Consider the following 15,991-nt stretch of genomic DNA (forward strand, 5'->3'; position numbering starts at 1 on the left):
TAATTAGGAGCCCGACTATAGCGATAGCAAAGGAGGAGAGGATAGAGATGGAGCGAGTGCTGGATTGGGATACACAGCTATTCGAGGCAATTGCATCGGAAGCTTATGTGGACGTACGCCGCAGAATATTCCGGCAGCTGCTGGAATCCGCGATATTCGAGAAGATTGTATCCGTTGAGACGGTTCAGCTCGGCAAGGAAACGCTGTTTATACTGCATGGACGAGATGCGGACGGGACGCCAGTTACTTACAACTGTCGAGGGGGCAGAAGATTGACGTTCGGACGAATTCGCCTGCTCGCGGATTCTGTTCTGCGGATATCCAAGGAAGGCAAGAAGGAGGCCGACTCCATCGGGCAGTTTCTGCAGGAGGTTATCGCATTCTCTGGCGCGGACCCCGATAAACTGTCCGCATTCGCGGAAGAGCTGGAGAGAACATTTCTCAACGATACGATTGCCCAGCATGCACGAAAGAAGAGCGGTGAGCGGCTGCACAGCCGGAGGGGCTATGATGCGCTGGAAACAGCAGCGATGGACGGTCATCCGTATCATCCCAGCTACAAGTCCCGCATTGGCTTTACCCCGCAGGACGGGCTTGCATACGGACCAGAGTCCGGTGAAGGAATCCGTCCGTACTGGATTGCCATACGTAGAGAGGAAGCGGCGATGGCAATCAGCGAAGGGCTTGCTTTTCATGAATTATGGAGAAGTGAGCTCGGCGAGCGCCAACTGAACCTTTTTGAAGAACGACTGTTGGGTGAAGGGATGAATCTGGAGCAGGTGGCTCTGCTGCCGGTCCATCCTTGGCAGTGGCACAATATTGCAGGGCCTTCGCTGCTGCATGAGCTGCGGAACCGAAGGATCATCCCGCTCGGTCCCTCACAGGACGAATACCGTCCACAGCAGTCTATTCGGACATTGGCCAATATGTCGGATGCCGCCAAGCCTTATGTGAAGCTGTCGCTGAGCCTGCTCAATACGTCGTCCTACCGTCACATTGAGCCGCATTATGCAGCGGTGGCGCCAGCGATCTCGGCATGGCTTCAGCAGCTGGTAGATTCTGATCCTTATTTGAAGCATGAAGCGAGAGTGATTCTGTTAAAAGAGTTTGCCGGAATCGGATACGACCCTGTTAACCGGGATTCATCCATAGATAAAGGACTTATGGAGGGCGCTCTCTCCTGTGTCTGGCGCGAACGGCTTGAACCGCATCTGCTGACAGACGAGCAGGCGGCTCCATTCCATGCGCTGAACGCGCTGGAGCTTGATGGCACGCCGTTCATCGACCCGTGGGTTCAGGCTAACGGGCTGCAGACGTGGCTGACCCGATTGTTTGAAACCTGCGTGCTGCCTGTGGTTCACCTGCTGGTCGCACATGGCGTTGCGCTGGAATCCCATGCTCAGAACATGGTGCTGATTCATCACAATGGCCTGCCCGGCAGGGTGGCGCTGAAGGATTTTCACGAGGATGCGATGTTCTGCCGGTCGTTTCTGAGCAACCCTGATATCTGCCCGGATTTCGGCGGCGTGCATCGGGTATTTGCTGAGGCTGCTCCATTCAAGTTCTTCGAGCAGGAGAATGTGGAGCCGCTCCGCTATCTTCTTCTAGGCGCATTGTACTGTATTAATCTAGGCGAGCTTGCGATGCTGCTGTCTGACAAATACGGCTATGCGGAGACAGACTTCTGGGCATTGGCTGCGGGAACGCTTGAGGCGCATCTGCGCAAATTCCCTGAGCTGGCATCCCGCTTGGAGGGACTGGATGTATATGCGCAGACGACCCGGCTGGAGCAATTGACGAAGAAGCGGTTATTTGTTTCCTCGGAGGCGCTGATGCATGAGGTTCCCAATCCTTTGCATAGCGCGAGCAGGGGGCTGGCATCGATGAACCGAGAACGAGAGGAGAACCTGTCATGCTGACGATTAATCGCGAAGAGGTAGGGCTTGCCCTATTCAGCGCCCGTCTAAGGGCGATGCAGGATATGGAGCCAATCGCGAGAAGCGGGGGCAGTCGGATTGCTCTCTGCTTGAAGGACCCTATTGATGTCATCGCGGCTATACTCGCGTTAAGAGAGCGCGGGGCATCGGTGCTTCTAATCCATGGCGATACGCCGCCGGATCGTGCGCAACAGCTGGCTGTAGAGGCAGGCTGCCGCGCAATGATGCTGCAATCGGCGCAAGCGTTGGTCCAGCTTCAACCGCACTTGGAGGGGCAGGGGGCTGCGGAGCAGCTCCTGCAATCGGATGTGGAGCCTTCCCTGCTGCAATACAGCTCAGGCACGACGGGCAATGCGAAGCTTGTGAGAAGATCCTGGCAGGAAGTGGAGAGGGAGATCGACGCTTATAATGCAGCGCTCGGTGAGGCTGCGGGCTGCAAGCCTGTTGTGCTTGCGCCAGTGTCGCATTCGTACGGCCTGATTTGCGGCGTACTCGCCGCATTGAAGAGAGGCATTGCGCCCGTCGTTGTGACCAACTCCAATCCGAAGTTTGCGCTTGGCATTATTCGGGATACACCGGAGCATCTAGTCTACGGCGTGCCGCTTCTGCATCATGTGATCGCAGGTATTGCGCCGGAGGGCTTCCGTTTCCATCGGCTGATGAGCTCAGGCGCGTCGATGCCGCAACCTTTATTGCACCTATTGGAGCGAATGACGGATGTCGCTGTTATGGGCCAGTATGGCTGCTCGGAGGTCGGCTGTATAAGCGTTGCCCAGCAAATGACGAGTGCTGCCGATCTTGGGAAGCCGCTGAGCCATTTGACGGTATCGACGAGCGATCAGGCGGCAATGCCAGCAGAAATTGTCATCTCTGCCAATATATCGGGCGGTACAGTGGACATTGCAACAGGCGATCTTGGTTACAGGGCGTCAGATGGAAGTCTGATCTATATATCCCGCATGGATGATGTCATTAATATCGGGGGCCAGAAAGTATTCCCGCTTGAGGTCGAGGAGAGGATTGCACAGCTTCCCGGTATTAAGGAAGCCGCTGTCTATCGGGGCATGCATCCGATAATGGGAGAGAGCGTGAAGGCAATAGCAGTTGCCGATGGGGGTGTGCTGCCGAGCGACATTCGGGCTTGGTGTCAGGAAGGATTGCCGTCATTCAAGGTTCCTTCGGAGATACGAATGGCATATAAGCTGCCGCGCACAGCAACGGGCAAATTAAGCCGGAGATGGATACAAGAGCTGGAGGAGAAGGGGGAATTGGAGACGTATGATGGCATGTCGTAATGAATTAAGAAGCGCTTTGCAGGCCGTAATGGAAAATAGGCTAAAGCTTCCTATTGCTATGCCGCTGGAGGACCCGGTTCGAATTAATGAGGATTTGCGGGTCGACTCTATTATGCTGCTGCAGCTGCTTGTATTCATTGAGCAGGATTTGCGGTTAAGCATACCTGAGGAAGAGGTGGACGCCAAGGCATTCGCTACAATCGGCTCGCTGCTTGATTTTCTGGAGCGGCTTGCGCCGATTGAAGGCCAGCGGGATGCAGATGCCTTGAGCGAGCCTGTTCCTTCTAGGATCGGGGTGACTGAAGGATGATTAAGGTGCATTGTCTGGTCAGCTGCTTCTGCGAAATTATTAAGAGGCGGAGCAAGGTCAATCACTGGCCTTATTATTTCGGTGTGTGGGACTCGTATTTCGATGTGACGGAGAATGGCTGCATCACCTACTATTCCGGACGGACGAGCCATGATCATTTCGTGAATTGGTATCGCAAATTTTTTGGCGTGTCGATCTCGGAATGGTACGATCCCGCGAAGGATCGCCAATCGAATCTGGATGTGCTGCTGGAGCTGCTGGATAATAAGCCGGAGCACCGCTATATCGTCGTACAGATTGATATGTCGTTCCTGCCAGAGCGAGAGAACAAGTTCGCGCAGAAGCCGTTTCCCCATTATTTGATGCTCTCCAAGACGGACAATGAGGATGAATGGTTTATGTTCGACCCCGATTTCCGCTGGGAGGGGAACCTTCCGAAGGAACGCGTGATCGAGGCTTTTCTCGGAAATGAGTTTGGCGGCGGCTATATTATTGATGCAGATACGATAACAGCGCCTGCTCCTGACGTTATTGATGAATATTATGGAGCAACGATGCGGCGGGATGGCAATGAGCTGATCTCCCGACTGAGAGACATTGTGCTAAGCATGGCTGAGGGGCGGGATGGACGTTCGCTGGAAATGCTGATGCCAGCGGTCAAGCAGCTGAATATTCTCGTTATCCGCAAGTACAGCTATGATTATGCGCTTATGTATTTTCGCGATGAGCTGGGCCTTTCTGCTGACAATTATGAGCATTGGTGCCAGCAGATCCGCGATCTGGTTCAGGTCTTCAACACGATTCAGTTCATGGCGGTGAAGATGTCGATGACGAAGGATCTGGCGCTCCTGCCGGAAATTCTGTCGAAGCTGGACCGTGCGGATGCGATTGAATTCAGCATTAAAGCCGAGATAGACAGGCAGTATTGGCTGTGGAAGGAGTCGGTCTATTCACCTGCGGAGCGGCTGCTTACTTGAATCGAAGGGAGAAAGGGGGACAATTGATGAAATACGCACTGTGCACCATTTCGTTCCGTCATGGGCTTGTATCGTTTGGCAGCTTGGTTGAATTTGCAACGCAGCAGGGCTTCAATGGGATTGAGCTGTGGGGCGCGCACGCCTCTTATCTGGCGGGTGAGGAGCAGGAGCGGACGAAGGAGCAGCTCAGAATTATGCATAGCCGGGGGCTGAGAATTACGATGATCAGCGACTATCTGGACATTGCATCAGAGGAGCGTTTCCCCGCGACTGTAGAACGATTAAGAGGACTTGCGGCCTTGGCGAGATGGTTCGGCGCAGATCGAATCCGAACGTTCGCCGGAGCAAGTCCCAGCATGAATGTGAAGGCAGCGGAACGAAAGCAGTATGCTCAGCGGCTCCGTAAGTTGTGCGAAATTTGCTCGGACAATGGGCTGAAGCTGCTCGTTGAGACGCATCCCGATACACTGGCCGATCAGCTCGACTCCGTTCGTTTGCTTGTGGATGAGGTAGGGCATGAGAGCCTTGGCATTAATTTGGATTTCCTGCATTTGTGGGAGGCTGGAGATGATCCGCTCGTTTCCTACCAGCAGTTGAAGCCCTGGGTTCAGCATTTTCATCTTAAAAATGTCTCGTCAGCGGACCGCCTTGGCGTCTTCCAGCCGAATCAGGTCTATTCAGCCAGCGGCGACCGGGATGGGATTGTGACGCTTGGCGAAGGTGCGCTGGAGTATCGGCCGATCATTGAGGCGATTGAGCAATCCGGGCTGTATGCGTCACTGGAGTGGTTCGGACCGCAGCCCTATCGCGCGTTGTCGCAGGATATCGCCTGGCTGCGGGGGATAGCGGGCGAAGAGAAGCACAATGCGTCTAGTAAGGCTCCCATACCAGCTTGCTAGCTTTCGTGAACCGCTCATTCACGGCAGGCCAGTAGACGACATTCCACCAGTCTTTAATATAGTCGGCGCGTTTGTTCTGATGCTTCAGGTAATAGGCATGCTCCCACACGTCGAGCGGCAGCAGCGGAATGACATCCCATTGCGACAGATTCTGATGCTTCTCAGCGGTTAGAATCTCAAGTCTCCGGCTTCGCGGACTCCAGACCAGAATGGCCCAGCCGCCGCCCTCGACCTTTTCGGCTGCTGCGCTGAACTGTTTCTTGAACGCATCATAGCTGCCGAAATCCTGCTGAATTTGCGCCGCAATGGGGCCGGTAGCGGGACCTCCGCCTTGGGGGGACATGGTGTCCCAGAAGATGGTGTGCAAATAATGTCCCGCGCCGTTGAAGGCGAGCTCCCGCTCCCAATGCTTAACGAGGTCGAAATTGTTCTGCTGACGCGCAGTCTCCAGCTCCTTCTCGGCTTTGTTCAGACCGTCAACATAGCTCTGGTGATGCTTGTCGTGGTGGATGCGCATTGTCGTTGCATCAATGTAGGGCTCAAGCGCATTATAGGGATAGGGAAGAGGCGGCAGCGTATGGCCGCCGATTGGAACTGGGGCAGGACGCACACGGTCATCGCGCGATATTGCGATGGCCTCTGCGCCTGTCTCTTCTTGAATGGTTTCTGCCTCGGGAGGCGACGTAATCCCAGCGGGATTGTCACGCTCGATGCCGGATTCCGATGAGCTGGGAACGCCGTCAGATGCGGCGGCAGTCCCGTCCGCAGTCCCATCCGCAGTCTCATTCAAAGTCCCAACCGCAGGAGATGAGGCTTCGTCACCTGTCGCCGGGAGCTCTGGCTCGCGTCCGGTCAGGCCATGCGGCTGATGAGGATGCACCAGGGTGGCTAGTACACAGAGGAAGTAGTCCGATTCACGGATGATGTGATGGATTACGGTCACGGCGATGGGGCTGGCTGCCACAGCGGGACTAGCTGTTAGCAAGTGGGTTAGCTGCGCAACAAAGGTTCTGGATTGAAGGGCAGATACTTGCAGAAGCGCATTTGTCTGCTTGGCGATTGCCGGTGAAAGGTCGGTAGGACAAATTAAAGCGGTTTGCAGCACCCGCTGTGCGATCTTCTCAGTGCGGGCGAATATCGGCTCCCAAGCCTTCAGCAGCTCAACATAAGGCTGCTCCAGATTGGGGACGATCTGGCGAATGACAACGGTATGCTCCATCTCTTGCATTTTCCAGAAGCAAATTTCTTCAAGCACTCGTAAAGGCATGAATGAACCATATACAAAAAGCACGACCACTCCTCCTCACATCTCTGAGGCGCATAACAAAAGCCGCCCGGAATCGGACGGCTTATCAGCCAAACGCCATTCGAATGCATCCACTACTAGATGTATTCCAATGAGGGCTATTCTATGTTGTGTTTGTAAGCACTGCATTAGCGCTGCAAGCTGGCTCGCACAGCATTGTGGGTCAGCTGTTGCTGGCTTCCTGCTTGAACGCAGCGTCCACCTGACTCAAGAACAGGGCGGCGCGCTGAATGTATTCTTTGGGACGGGTTTGGAAAATCAGCTCATGCTTGCCGCCCTGCACGATCCATTCGCGGGATAACGGCTCACTCTGGCCTGAAGCGATATGCTCTGCGGTTACAAGCGGAGCCTTGGCGTCATTCGTTCCATGAATGATGAACAACGGGATGGAGAAAGCTGTTTCCATTACCTGGTCTGCTGGAATTTGATTAAACTTCGTACCCGTCCAGAAGGGAAGCATCCATTCGATGAGCGGCAGAGAAGGGAATCGAGGCAGCTCCAAATGCTGGCGCACATTGGAGTAAAGCGATTCCGGGCTCGGCAGAAACAGGCTGTCGAGAATCATCGCGTCAATCTGATCCGTCTGCAGCGCTGTTTGCAATGCGGTTCCGGCTCCCATGGAGAAGCCCCAGACGATAACCTGCTCAGCGCCTTGCTCACGGACATAGTTCACAGCGGCGAGTAGCTGTTGTGATTCTTCGTGACCGCCCGTTGCTGGCGAAGGATCTGCGGAGTAGGCGTATCCGTAGTCGAACATCAACACATTATAGTCTAATTGGTGCAGGAGACTGGCAAGCTCATACATGGGCACCCATGTCTCTTCGCGATTAGCACCATAGCCATGGCTGAAAATAACAGTTCGCTTAGAGTCGGCTGCTGCTGCGGAAGCCAATTCTACTGCTCCGCTAGCGTTTGGAGAATCTGCTGGCACTGCCGGGATGAACCATCCGTGAACATCCGTTTGACCGCTGTTGCTTGGGAATGATACATCAGAGTAGGCCAGACCTTTAGCGTCCATTGGGTTCGAGGTCAGAGGAGCCACATAAGGATGAGCAATAATCCAGGCGACATACCCGTGAAAAGCGAGTCCAGTGAGCAGAATTAACGCCGTGAAAGCAGATAATACAGCAATAGCTGCATGCTTGCGGCGGGATCTGCCGATAGCGGCTGGCTTCGGACCCGGTTCAGGGGAAAGGAGATCAGGTGTGAAGTTGCCGCCTGCTGGCAGCATAGGTATGATAGTTGAACTCATGGTGTACTCCCCCCTCTGTAGGCCGTAGATAATGTAAGCGTTTTTATTAGTTCTATACTCCTATCGTATGGTCCAGCACCTGACATGTCAATGTATGTCGATGTAATGTTAGCGACTTGTAATATAGCTGTAAAATATATGGGAACTTCTAGCATACCGCTTTACCATTGCATCAGGATTGGGTTATACTGAATGTAACTCGGTTTCATTCAATGAAACTGAGAGAGAGGGTGGATACACCATGTCAGTAGAAAATAAATCGACTGTTCGCGCGGTTGAACGGGCGCTTGATATATTGCTTTGCTTTACGATGAAGAATGAATGGGCGATGACTGAAATAGCCGAGAAGGTAGGGCTTCATAAGAGCACCGTCCATCGGATGCTGGCAACACTGGAGGAAAGAGGCTTCGTCCAGAGGGATGCTGCTTCGGACCGCTATCGCATGGGGCTTCGCATATGGGAGCTGTCGGCTAATATGTGGGGAGCGGATGACCCCGCTGTTATTAGCCTTCCAGAGATGGAGCAGCTTCGCGATCAATTGGGGGAGACCATCAGCCTATATATTCGAGATGGCAATGAGCGGATTCGCATTCAAGCGCTGCAGAGCAATCAGGCGGTGCGCAGGGTAGCTCTTATCGGCGCGCGTCTGCCGCTATATGTCGGGGCATCGAGTAAAATATTGATCGCCTTCGAGGAGCAGAGCAAACGCGAGGAGCTTCTGGCGGACAACACCTGGCCAGCTTCAATAGACAAGATCCAGTTTCAAGAGCAGCTGGAGGAGATAGGGGAATTAGGTTATGCCACCAGTATAGAGGAACGTGAGCAAGGCGCAGCAGCCGTCTCGGCTCCGATCTTCAATCGCGCGGGCAGGCTGATCGCTGCGCTGTCCGTATCCGGTCCTGCCAATCGTTTGACGCTGGACAAGATGCGCGAGCAAGCGCCAGCGATCATGGAGGCAGCCCGTCATATCGGGACGATGCTGAAATAGTGGGGCAATCGCAGGAGAGCTGGATAGGGGTACTTTGTTCTTAAGGGCACTATCCCCGTCGCTCAGAGAGGAAGAAATTTGGCTGGCTTCCTGTGTGATTGCCTGCTTGCCGGAAAAACTTACTGTTCGCGTTGTTGAGTGGCGATGGCTGGCGGTTTAGCTATTGAACGGGGCTGTTAAGTCCCCTATTTACGAAGAAAAAGATGCTTCCAGCCCCACTTTTATAGTGGTTTTGGAGGCATCTTTTCACATCATTCGGGGCTGTCTCATTGGATATTGGACTTATCGTACAGCCTCTTTATCGTATTCAGGGGCATAGCCCCCGATACTACATAATTATGCGTTGTTTGCGATCATTTGACGCAGCACGGTTTGGAGAATACCGCCGTTGCGATAGTAATCGACATCGACTGTGGAGTCGAGACGTACAATTGCCGGGAATTCGAAGGTTGTGCCGTCTTCGCGCGTTGCGACAACCTGAACGGTTTGTCCTGGCGTCACGTCATTGCTCAGACCGATAATATCGAATTTCTCGCGGCCAGTCAGGTTCAGCGTTTTCCAGCCTTGGCCTTCCTGGAATTGCAGCGGCAGAACGCCCATGCCGACAAGGTTGGAGCGGTGAATACGCTCGAAGCTTTCAGCGATAACGGCTTTCACGCCGAGCAGGAAGGTTCCTTTGGCCGCCCAGTCGCGGGAGCTGCCTGTACCGTACTCTTTGCCTGCAATAACGATCAGGTTGGAGCCGTTCTTCTGATACTGCATCGATGCGTCATAGATCGACATAACCTCGCCAGTCGGCAGGTAAGTCGTTACGCCGCCCTCTGTGCCTGGAGCCACCTGGTTCCGGATACGGATGTTGGCGAACGTGCCGCGCATCATAACTTCATGGTTGCCTCGGCGTGAGCCGTAGGAATTGAAGTCTACTTGCGGAACGCCATTATCGATCAAATATTTGCCGCCTGGGCTTTTCACTGTAATGTTGCCAGCAGGCGAGATATGGTCGGTCGTAACCGAGTCGCCCAGCAGAGCGAGCACGTTGGAGTTCTTGATATCAGAGATATCGCCCACCTCGCCCAGGTTCTCGAAGAACGGCGGGTTCTGGATGTAGGTCGATTTGGCATCCCACTCGTAGCTTTCGCCTTGCGGCACATCGATTGCATTCCAACGCTCATTCTGCGTGAATACATTCTCATATTTGCTGCGGAACATCTCAGGGCTCATCGCCATTGCGATAGTGTCAGCGATTTCCTTGGACGTTGGCCAAATATCTTTGAGATATACCGGCTGGTTGCTGCTGTCGTAGCCGATCGGATCGTTGGCAAGGTCAATATTGACGGTGCCGGCGAGCGCGTAAGCGACAACAAGCGGCGGCGATGCGAGATAGTTCGCTTTGACCTGTGCGTGAACACGGCCTTCAAAGTTGCGGTTACCGGACAATACTGCCGCAACTGTCATATCATTGTCAGCAATTGCCTTGCTTACTTCGTCAGGAAGCGGGCCGGAGTTGCCGATACAGGTCGCGCAGCCATACCCAGCAACGTGGAAGCCAAGCGCTTCAAGCGATTCGAGCAGGCCGGCACGCTTCAAGTATTCGGTAACGACAAGCGATCCCGGTGTGAGCGAGCTCTTAACGTAGGCCGGCTTCTTGAGGCCGCGCTCTACAGCTTTCTTCGCGACGAGCGCGGCGCCGAGCATTACGCTTGGGTTGGACGTATTCGTACAGCTCGTAATAGCGGCGATTACGACTGCGCCTGTTCCCATCTTGCTCACGGAGCCGTTCTTATGCTTCACTTCAACGAATTCTTCAATCTTGTTGTCGGTAAGGCCATAGCCGCCTTTGTCGATCGGCGTGCGGATGATGTCATTGAATGCATCCTTCATTGCCGTCAGCTCCACACGGTCTTGCGGACGCTTAGGGCCAGCAAGCGAAGGAACGATGGTCGAGAGATCAAGCTCTACGATATCGGAGAATACCGGCTCTGGCGTGTCATCTGTACGGAACATGCCTTGAGCTTTGTAGTAAGCTTCGACAAGCGCGATCTGATCCTCTGTACGGCCAGTCTGGCGCAGGAAGTTGATCGTCTCGCTGTCAACAGGGAAGAATCCGACAGTTGCACCGTATTCAGGAGCCATGTTCGCGACTGTTGCACGGTCTGCAAGGCTGATGTTGGACAGGCCGGAACCGAAGAACTCGACGAATTTGCCGACAACGCCTTTTTTACGAAGAATTTGGGTAACCGTCAGCGCAAGGTCAGTTGCTGTAGCGCCTTCGGAGAGCTGGCCTGTCAGACGGAAGCCGATAACATCCGGCATAACGAAGTACAGCGGTTGGCCGAGCATGCCAGCCTCAGCCTCGATGCCGCCAACTCCCCAGCCTACAACGCCAAGACCGTTAATCATCGTTGTATGGGAGTCCGTACCTACTAGTGAATCAGGGTAAACGACAGTTTCGCCGCTGATTGTTTTGGTAGCTGCTACGGAAGCCAGATACTCCAGGTTTACTTGGTGAACGATACCTGTTCCCGGAGGTACAGCGCGGAAATTGTCAAAAGCCGTTTGAGCCCAGCGAAGGAAGCGGTAACGCTCTCCATTGCGCTGAAATTCAATGTTCGTATTGTATTCAAGCGCTTCCGGGCTGCCGAATGCATCAACCATGACAGAGTGGTCGATAACAAGGTCAACTGGCACGAGCGGATTGATTTGTTTGGGATCGCCGCCGGATTTCTTAACGGTGTCGCGCATTGCCGCGAGATCTACGACAACAGGTACGCCTGTGAAGTCCTGCAGTACGATACGTGCGGGGATGAAAGGGATTTCCTTATCTTCACGGCCATCAGCCCATGTTGCAAGCTGCTTGACATGTTCCTTCGTTATAGCGCGGCCGTCGAATTGACGAACAGCGGCTTCGAGCAGAACCTTGATGGAGAATGGGAGCTTGGAAATGTTGCCTACGCCTTGCTCTTCCAGCCCTTGCAGACGGTAGTAAGCGAATGGCTTTCCGCCGACTTCCAGCGAAGTGCGAACGGAGTATTCGTTTTGATGAGTCATTCGGATTGACGCCTCCTGTTATGGTTTCATTCTGTGAAACACGATTTCATAAATCACTTATAGCTCTAGTATAGCGTTAATCCGGTGGTTTCGTAAAGACGGTAGCTCTCCTAATTTTTTAACATTTACATGATTTCAATTATTCACTCATATAATGAAACAGCTTTGTCTGTCCAGAATGACTGCAGGGAGGGATATGAATGCCGAGAACGCCGAGCAAATCGAGCCGTGGCGGTAAACGGAGTGTCGCAAGCCGCAGCAATGGGAATGCTCAAGAGCCAGTGGCCCAAGGCTGGAAGGCTGTTGTTCATAACTATGTCAATGTGTTCAATCAAGCTGAGATTGATCGTTATCCCCCCGTATTCGACGGCCTTGTAAAAGATGGCGATCACTTATCCCGCTGCAGCCAGCGGATGTATAGAATGAAGGAGCAGGAGCTGCTGAGGGGTGCGCTGCCCACGCACAGCCAGACGAAGGCAGAGCTGCTGCGAGTCAGTGAATCCAGCTCAGGCGCTGAAATCGTTGTTATTCTCGGTCTTCATATTAAGCGCACGATGGAACAGTCCGGCCGGGCTTACACAGAAGAACGCTGTGAACGTGAGCGCATCTGGCTTAGCAGGGATGACGGCCGATACTGCATTACGCGCATCGAGCCGATTGTCTCGGAGCGGCGTCCAAGATTCAGCGCGGCAGACGGTCATGATCCTTCTCTTTACCTCGAAGAGAATGTTGAAGGAGTTCTGTACAAGGCGCAGTCCATACCCTATATAAATTATGATATTTTGCCTGTTTTTAATCATCCGCGCGCAGGGATACGATATCGCAGGGATTTGGCGGCTGCTTATGCGGACCGCTGGTGGGAGGAGCCGAACCCGGCGTATGAGAATTTCGATGTGAATTGCACGAATTATGTATCCCAATGCCTCTTTGCAGGCCATGCACCGATGAACTATACTGGTAGAAGAGATTTGGGCTGGTGGTATCGCGGCCGGAGCGGCGGACGCGAGCAGTGGAGCTACAGCTGGGCTGTATCCAATGCGCTGCAGATTTTTCTATCGGGATCGAGGCAAAAGGGTCTCAAAGCAACGGTCGTTCATTCCCCCGAGGAATTGGAATTAGGGGATGTCATTACGTATGACTGGGGCGGCGACAACCGCTTTCAGCATAGTACGATTGTAACGGCCTTCGATGCGCAGGGCATGCCGCTTGTGAATGCCAATACGGTTGCAAGCCGCCACAGATTCTGGGATTATCAAGATTCTTACGCTTGGACGGAATCCACCAAATATCGTTTTTTTCATATTGCTGATGAGTTTATGTAAGGCAGGATACAAGCAGGAGCATCGGAATGTACAGGTATGAAATTATATGTAACCGGAGGATTGGTCATGGGGGAGAAAGTTCGCGTTGGACTCGTATACGGGGGACGTTCTGGCGAACATGAGGTTTCGCTGCAAACTGCTCTGGCGGTGATGAAAGCATTCAACTATGATAAATACGTGATTAAACCTTTCTATATTTCCAAAGAGGGACAGTGGCGTTCGGGTGAGACGCTGCTGAATCCGCCAACCGGCATTGAACAGCTGAGACTTGCGGACGATGATGCTCAATCTGGCCTGGACGCATTGAAGCCTCTGTTGAACGGATTGTCTGGCGCAGCGGTTGATGGCGGGGACCAATCGAATGATCGCAAGCCGCTTGATGTTGTATTCCCGCTGCTGCACGGCACTTTCGGCGAGGACGGCACGGTTCAGGGCATGCTGGAGATGGCCAATATTCCATATGTCGGGGCAGGCGTTCTTGCTTCGGCGGTTGGCATGGATAAGGTGATGATGAAGAAGGTATTCGCGCAGGAAGGTCTGCCGCAATGCGTGTTTCGCCATTTCAACCGGACGCAATGGGAGAAGGACCCAGCGTTCTTTATTATGGAGATCGAGGTGTCTCTCGGCTATCCATGCTTCATTAAACCTGCCAATCTGGGCTCCAGCGTAGGTATTTCCAAAGCGCGGAACCGCGAGGAGCTTATTGACGCTGTCGGCTACGCGCTCCGCTTTGACCGCAAGGTTATTGTGGAGGAGTTCGTCGATGCGCGGGAAATCGAAGTGAGCGTCCTTGGTAATGATGAGCCGCGGGCATCTGTATGCGGCGAGATTGCAACATCGAGTGAATTCTACGACTATAAGGCAAAATATATGGATGGCAAGTCGATGATGCATATTCCGGCTGGTATCGCTGATGAAATAGCGGAATCCATTCGGGAAATGGCTCTTCGCGCTTATCTGGCGATTGACGGCTCAGGACTGTCTCGCGTTGATTTCTTCATGCGCAAATCGGATGGCCAGCTATTCATTAATGAAGTGAATACGATGCCGGGATTTACGCCATACAGCATGTATCCGCTTATGTGGAAGGAAAGCGGCGTATCGTATCCAGAGCTGCTGGATACGCTTATTGAGCTGGCTGTCATCCGGCATTCGGAGAAGCAGCGTATTGATTATGGAGGAAGCCCCGTCTAGTCTGCGGGCTTGAAGGGACAAGCACTATCAATATTGCATTCGCACACATGGAGGTTGAATGATGGGATTCGGGACAGAGTTTAATTCAGTCTGCAAGTTCAAATCGGCACAGGAGCTGTACGAGCTGCTGGAATACGGCCGGGGCAAAATGGTCAAGAGCGGTTTCCGCGTCTATCCTACCGGACAGAAGGTTATTGCGTATACACCGGATAATGAAGCTATTGCCATCGTGCGCATTCTCGTGTCGATCGCCGAGATCAACTTTCAGGGCGAGGAAATTACACAGGTGGAGATGGAGCTGGTTCGCAAGCTGACGGAAGAGGAAGCGCGCGTCCAGACCGCTCTGGCATTCGAGATGTTCTTCGGAGAGAATGCGTGATTGTAAGATTCGGTTTTGTTGCGATGAGTATGCAGCTTGAGAATGCATCTCCATCGCGAACGATGACGTATGCGAATTTCTCCAAGCTGACGGATCGCGAAGCAGGACTGCGCAGGCTGGAGAGTCTTGCTGAAGAGAATCTGAGGAATACGCTGCGGCTGCTGCGGCACTGCGCCGCTAATGACATCCGCATGTATCGCTTCTCCTCGAAGCTGATTCCGCTTGTGACGCATGATGCGCTGCTGGACTGGTCGCCTTGGCCTGCTCTTGCAGACGGCTTCGCTAGAATCGGCGACTTCGTAAGAGAGCATAACATGAGGGTGTCCTTGCATCCTGACCATTTCTGCGTATTCAGCACGCCTCGGCCAGAGGTGCTTGCCAAATCCGAGGAGGATATGGTGTATCATTGCCGCATGCTGGAGGCGATGGGACTGGATGATTCAGCCAAATGCAACATTCATATGGGCGGGGCTTATGGGGACAAGCCGCTGTCCTCAGAGCGGTTCGTCAAGCAGTTCAGCGCACTGCCGGAGCGGCTTCGCAGACGAATAACGCTGGAGAATGACGATAAGACCTACACCGTTCGTGAGACATTGGAAGCAGCGGAGCTTGTCGGGACGCCTATGGTGCTGGACATCCATCATCATGCCGTTAACGACGGCGGTGAAAGCGGCAGCGCATTGTACGGCGAGCTGTGGCCGCGTATTGTGCGGACATGGGCGAATGAATTTATGGTGCCTGACGGTCAGGCATCAGCGCTTCAGCCGCTGCCTCCCAAGCTGCACGCCTCCAGTCCGAAGAGCGATAAGGAACCGCGAAGCCATGCCGACTATGTGGAAGCCGGACCTGTTGTGCGATTTCTGAAAGAAGTCGCCGGATCGCTGGAGCGGCTTGATGTTATGCTGGAAGCGAAGCAGAAGGATGCTGCGGTGTTCAAGCTGATGGAGGACATGCGGGCGTTGGAGTCAGCAGGCCAAGGCATCCGCGTTATTGATGGCGCGACGATTGAGATCGATTGATGAGTTGAGTATAGAAGGCATAGTATACGATGCGTCTGCGTTCTGTGAGAGAGGTCTGCCATTCG

General features: G+C 53.5%; 13 protein-coding genes. 10 read left to right on the forward strand and 3 right to left on the reverse strand.

Features of this window, described 5'->3' with window-relative positions:
* Positions 1 to 47 precede the first annotated feature (47 nt).
* The 5 genes from L6H65_RS21940 to L6H65_RS21960 are packed head-to-tail and all read left to right on the forward strand — an operon-like array spanning position 48 to position 5,418.
* Positions 48 to 1,919: an IucA/IucC family protein gene (locus L6H65_RS21940; protein WP_236344934.1), complete on the forward strand. Its 1,872-nt coding sequence runs from the start codon at positions 48 to 50 to the stop codon at positions 1,917 to 1,919.
* Positions 1,913 to 3,232, forward strand: coding sequence for an AMP-binding protein (locus tag L6H65_RS21945; protein ID WP_236344935.1), 1,320 nt, complete (start codon positions 1,913 to 1,915; stop codon positions 3,230 to 3,232). Before L6H65_RS21940 ends, L6H65_RS21945 begins: the two co-directional genes overlap by 7 nt.
* Before the next feature lie 28 nt (positions 3,233 to 3,260).
* Complete coding sequence (locus tag L6H65_RS21950; RefSeq protein WP_371877754.1) at positions 3,261 to 3,542, forward strand: phosphopantetheine-binding protein; 282 nt, start codon at positions 3,261 to 3,263, stop codon at positions 3,540 to 3,542.
* Positions 3,539 to 4,519, forward strand: a complete 981-nt coding sequence (locus tag L6H65_RS21955) for a DUF6005 family protein (protein WP_236344937.1) — start codon at positions 3,539 to 3,541, stop codon at positions 4,517 to 4,519. Before L6H65_RS21950 ends, L6H65_RS21955 begins: the two co-directional genes overlap by 4 nt.
* 26 nt (positions 4,520 to 4,545) lie before the next feature.
* Positions 4,546 to 5,418 (forward strand): sugar phosphate isomerase/epimerase family protein, encoded by an 873-nt coding sequence (locus tag L6H65_RS21960; RefSeq protein ID WP_236344938.1) that lies wholly within the window; start codon positions 4,546 to 4,548, stop codon positions 5,416 to 5,418.
* On the opposite strand, the gene L6H65_RS21965 is transcribed toward L6H65_RS21960, so the two are convergent.
* Together L6H65_RS21965 and L6H65_RS21970 are read right to left on the reverse strand one after the other, a co-directional pair.
* On the reverse strand, positions 5,390 to 6,709 hold the full coding sequence (locus L6H65_RS21965) for a Fe-Mn family superoxide dismutase (RefSeq protein ID WP_236344939.1): 1,320 nt from the start codon (positions 6,707 to 6,709) through the stop codon (positions 5,390 to 5,392). The two genes, L6H65_RS21960 and L6H65_RS21965, sit on opposite strands and share 29 nt — an antisense overlap.
* 178 nt (positions 6,710 to 6,887) lie before the next feature.
* Complete coding sequence (locus tag L6H65_RS21970) at positions 6,888 to 7,976, reverse strand: alpha/beta hydrolase (protein WP_236344940.1); 1,089 nt, start codon at positions 7,974 to 7,976, stop codon at positions 6,888 to 6,890.
* Positions 7,977 to 8,217: 241 nt separating this feature from the next.
* Between L6H65_RS21970 and L6H65_RS21975 the strand changes: the two genes are divergently transcribed.
* Positions 8,218 to 8,964: an IclR family transcriptional regulator gene (locus L6H65_RS21975; protein ID WP_236344941.1), complete on the forward strand. Its 747-nt coding sequence runs from the start codon at positions 8,218 to 8,220 to the stop codon at positions 8,962 to 8,964.
* A 336-nt stretch (positions 8,965 to 9,300) separates the two neighbouring features.
* Here L6H65_RS21975 and acnA read toward each other — a convergent pair whose 3' ends face one another.
* Positions 9,301 to 12,012: an aconitate hydratase AcnA gene (acnA, locus tag L6H65_RS21980; protein WP_236344942.1), complete on the reverse strand. Its 2,712-nt coding sequence runs from the start codon at positions 12,010 to 12,012 to the stop codon at positions 9,301 to 9,303.
* Positions 12,013 to 12,212: 200 nt separating this feature from the next.
* On the opposite strand from acnA, the gene L6H65_RS21985 reads away from it, so the two are divergent.
* The 4 genes from L6H65_RS21985 (at position 12,213) to uvsE (ending at position 15,926) form a co-directional block, all read left to right on the forward strand.
* Positions 12,213 to 13,334, forward strand: a complete 1,122-nt coding sequence (locus tag L6H65_RS21985; RefSeq protein WP_236344944.1) for an amidase domain-containing protein — start codon at positions 12,213 to 12,215, stop codon at positions 13,332 to 13,334.
* 66 nt (positions 13,335 to 13,400) lie between these two features.
* Positions 13,401 to 14,528, forward strand: a complete 1,128-nt coding sequence (locus L6H65_RS21990; RefSeq protein ID WP_236344946.1) for a D-alanine--D-alanine ligase — start codon at positions 13,401 to 13,403, stop codon at positions 14,526 to 14,528.
* A gap of 61 nt (positions 14,529 to 14,589) precedes the next feature.
* The gene (locus L6H65_RS21995) at positions 14,590 to 14,907 is read left to right on the forward strand and encodes a hypothetical protein (RefSeq protein ID WP_236344971.1); all 318 of its coding nucleotides are present in this window, start codon (positions 14,590 to 14,592) and stop codon (positions 14,905 to 14,907) included.
* A complete protein-coding gene (gene uvsE / locus L6H65_RS22000) occupies positions 14,904 to 15,926 on the forward strand; it encodes a UV DNA damage repair endonuclease UvsE (RefSeq protein WP_236344948.1) in 1,023 nt (340 codons plus the stop codon). Before L6H65_RS21995 ends, uvsE begins: the two co-directional genes overlap by 4 nt.
* Positions 15,927 to 15,991: the final 65 nt, after the last annotated feature.

The sequence above is a fragment of the Paenibacillus plantiphilus genome, assembly GCF_927798095.1.
Taxonomy (GTDB): domain Bacteria; phylum Bacillota; class Bacilli; order Paenibacillales; family Paenibacillaceae; genus Paenibacillus_Z; species Paenibacillus_Z plantiphilus.

What these genes read in the sequence shown, in the direction of transcription:
- L6H65_RS21940 (WP_236344934.1), top strand. Translation starts at nt 48, where the DNA reads ATGGAGCGAGTGCTGGATTGGGATACACAGCTATTCGAGGCAATTGCA.
- L6H65_RS21945 (WP_236344935.1), top strand. Translation starts at nt 1,913, where the DNA reads ATGCTGACGATTAATCGCGAAGAGGTAGGGCTTGCCCTATTCAGCGCC.
- L6H65_RS21950 (WP_371877754.1), top strand. Translation starts at nt 3,261, where the DNA reads ATGGAAAATAGGCTAAAGCTTCCTATTGCTATGCCGCTGGAGGACCCG.
- L6H65_RS21955 (WP_236344937.1), top strand. Translation starts at nt 3,539, where the DNA reads ATGATTAAGGTGCATTGTCTGGTCAGCTGCTTCTGCGAAATTATTAAG.
- L6H65_RS21960 (WP_236344938.1), top strand. Translation starts at nt 4,546, where the DNA reads ATGAAATACGCACTGTGCACCATTTCGTTCCGTCATGGGCTTGTATCG.
- L6H65_RS21970 (WP_236344940.1), bottom strand. Translation starts at nt 7,976, where the DNA reads ATGAGTTCAACTATCATACCTATGCTGCCAGCAGGCGGCAACTTCACA.
- L6H65_RS21975 (WP_236344941.1), top strand. Translation starts at nt 8,218, where the DNA reads ATGTCAGTAGAAAATAAATCGACTGTTCGCGCGGTTGAACGGGCGCTT.
- acnA (WP_236344942.1), bottom strand. Translation starts at nt 12,012, where the DNA reads ATGACTCATCAAAACGAATACTCCGTTCGCACTTCGCTGGAAGTCGGC.
- L6H65_RS21985 (WP_236344944.1), top strand. Translation starts at nt 12,213, where the DNA reads ATGCCGAGAACGCCGAGCAAATCGAGCCGTGGCGGTAAACGGAGTGTC.
- L6H65_RS21990 (WP_236344946.1), top strand. Translation starts at nt 13,401, where the DNA reads ATGGGGGAGAAAGTTCGCGTTGGACTCGTATACGGGGGACGTTCTGGC.
- L6H65_RS21995 (WP_236344971.1), top strand. Translation starts at nt 14,590, where the DNA reads ATGGGATTCGGGACAGAGTTTAATTCAGTCTGCAAGTTCAAATCGGCA.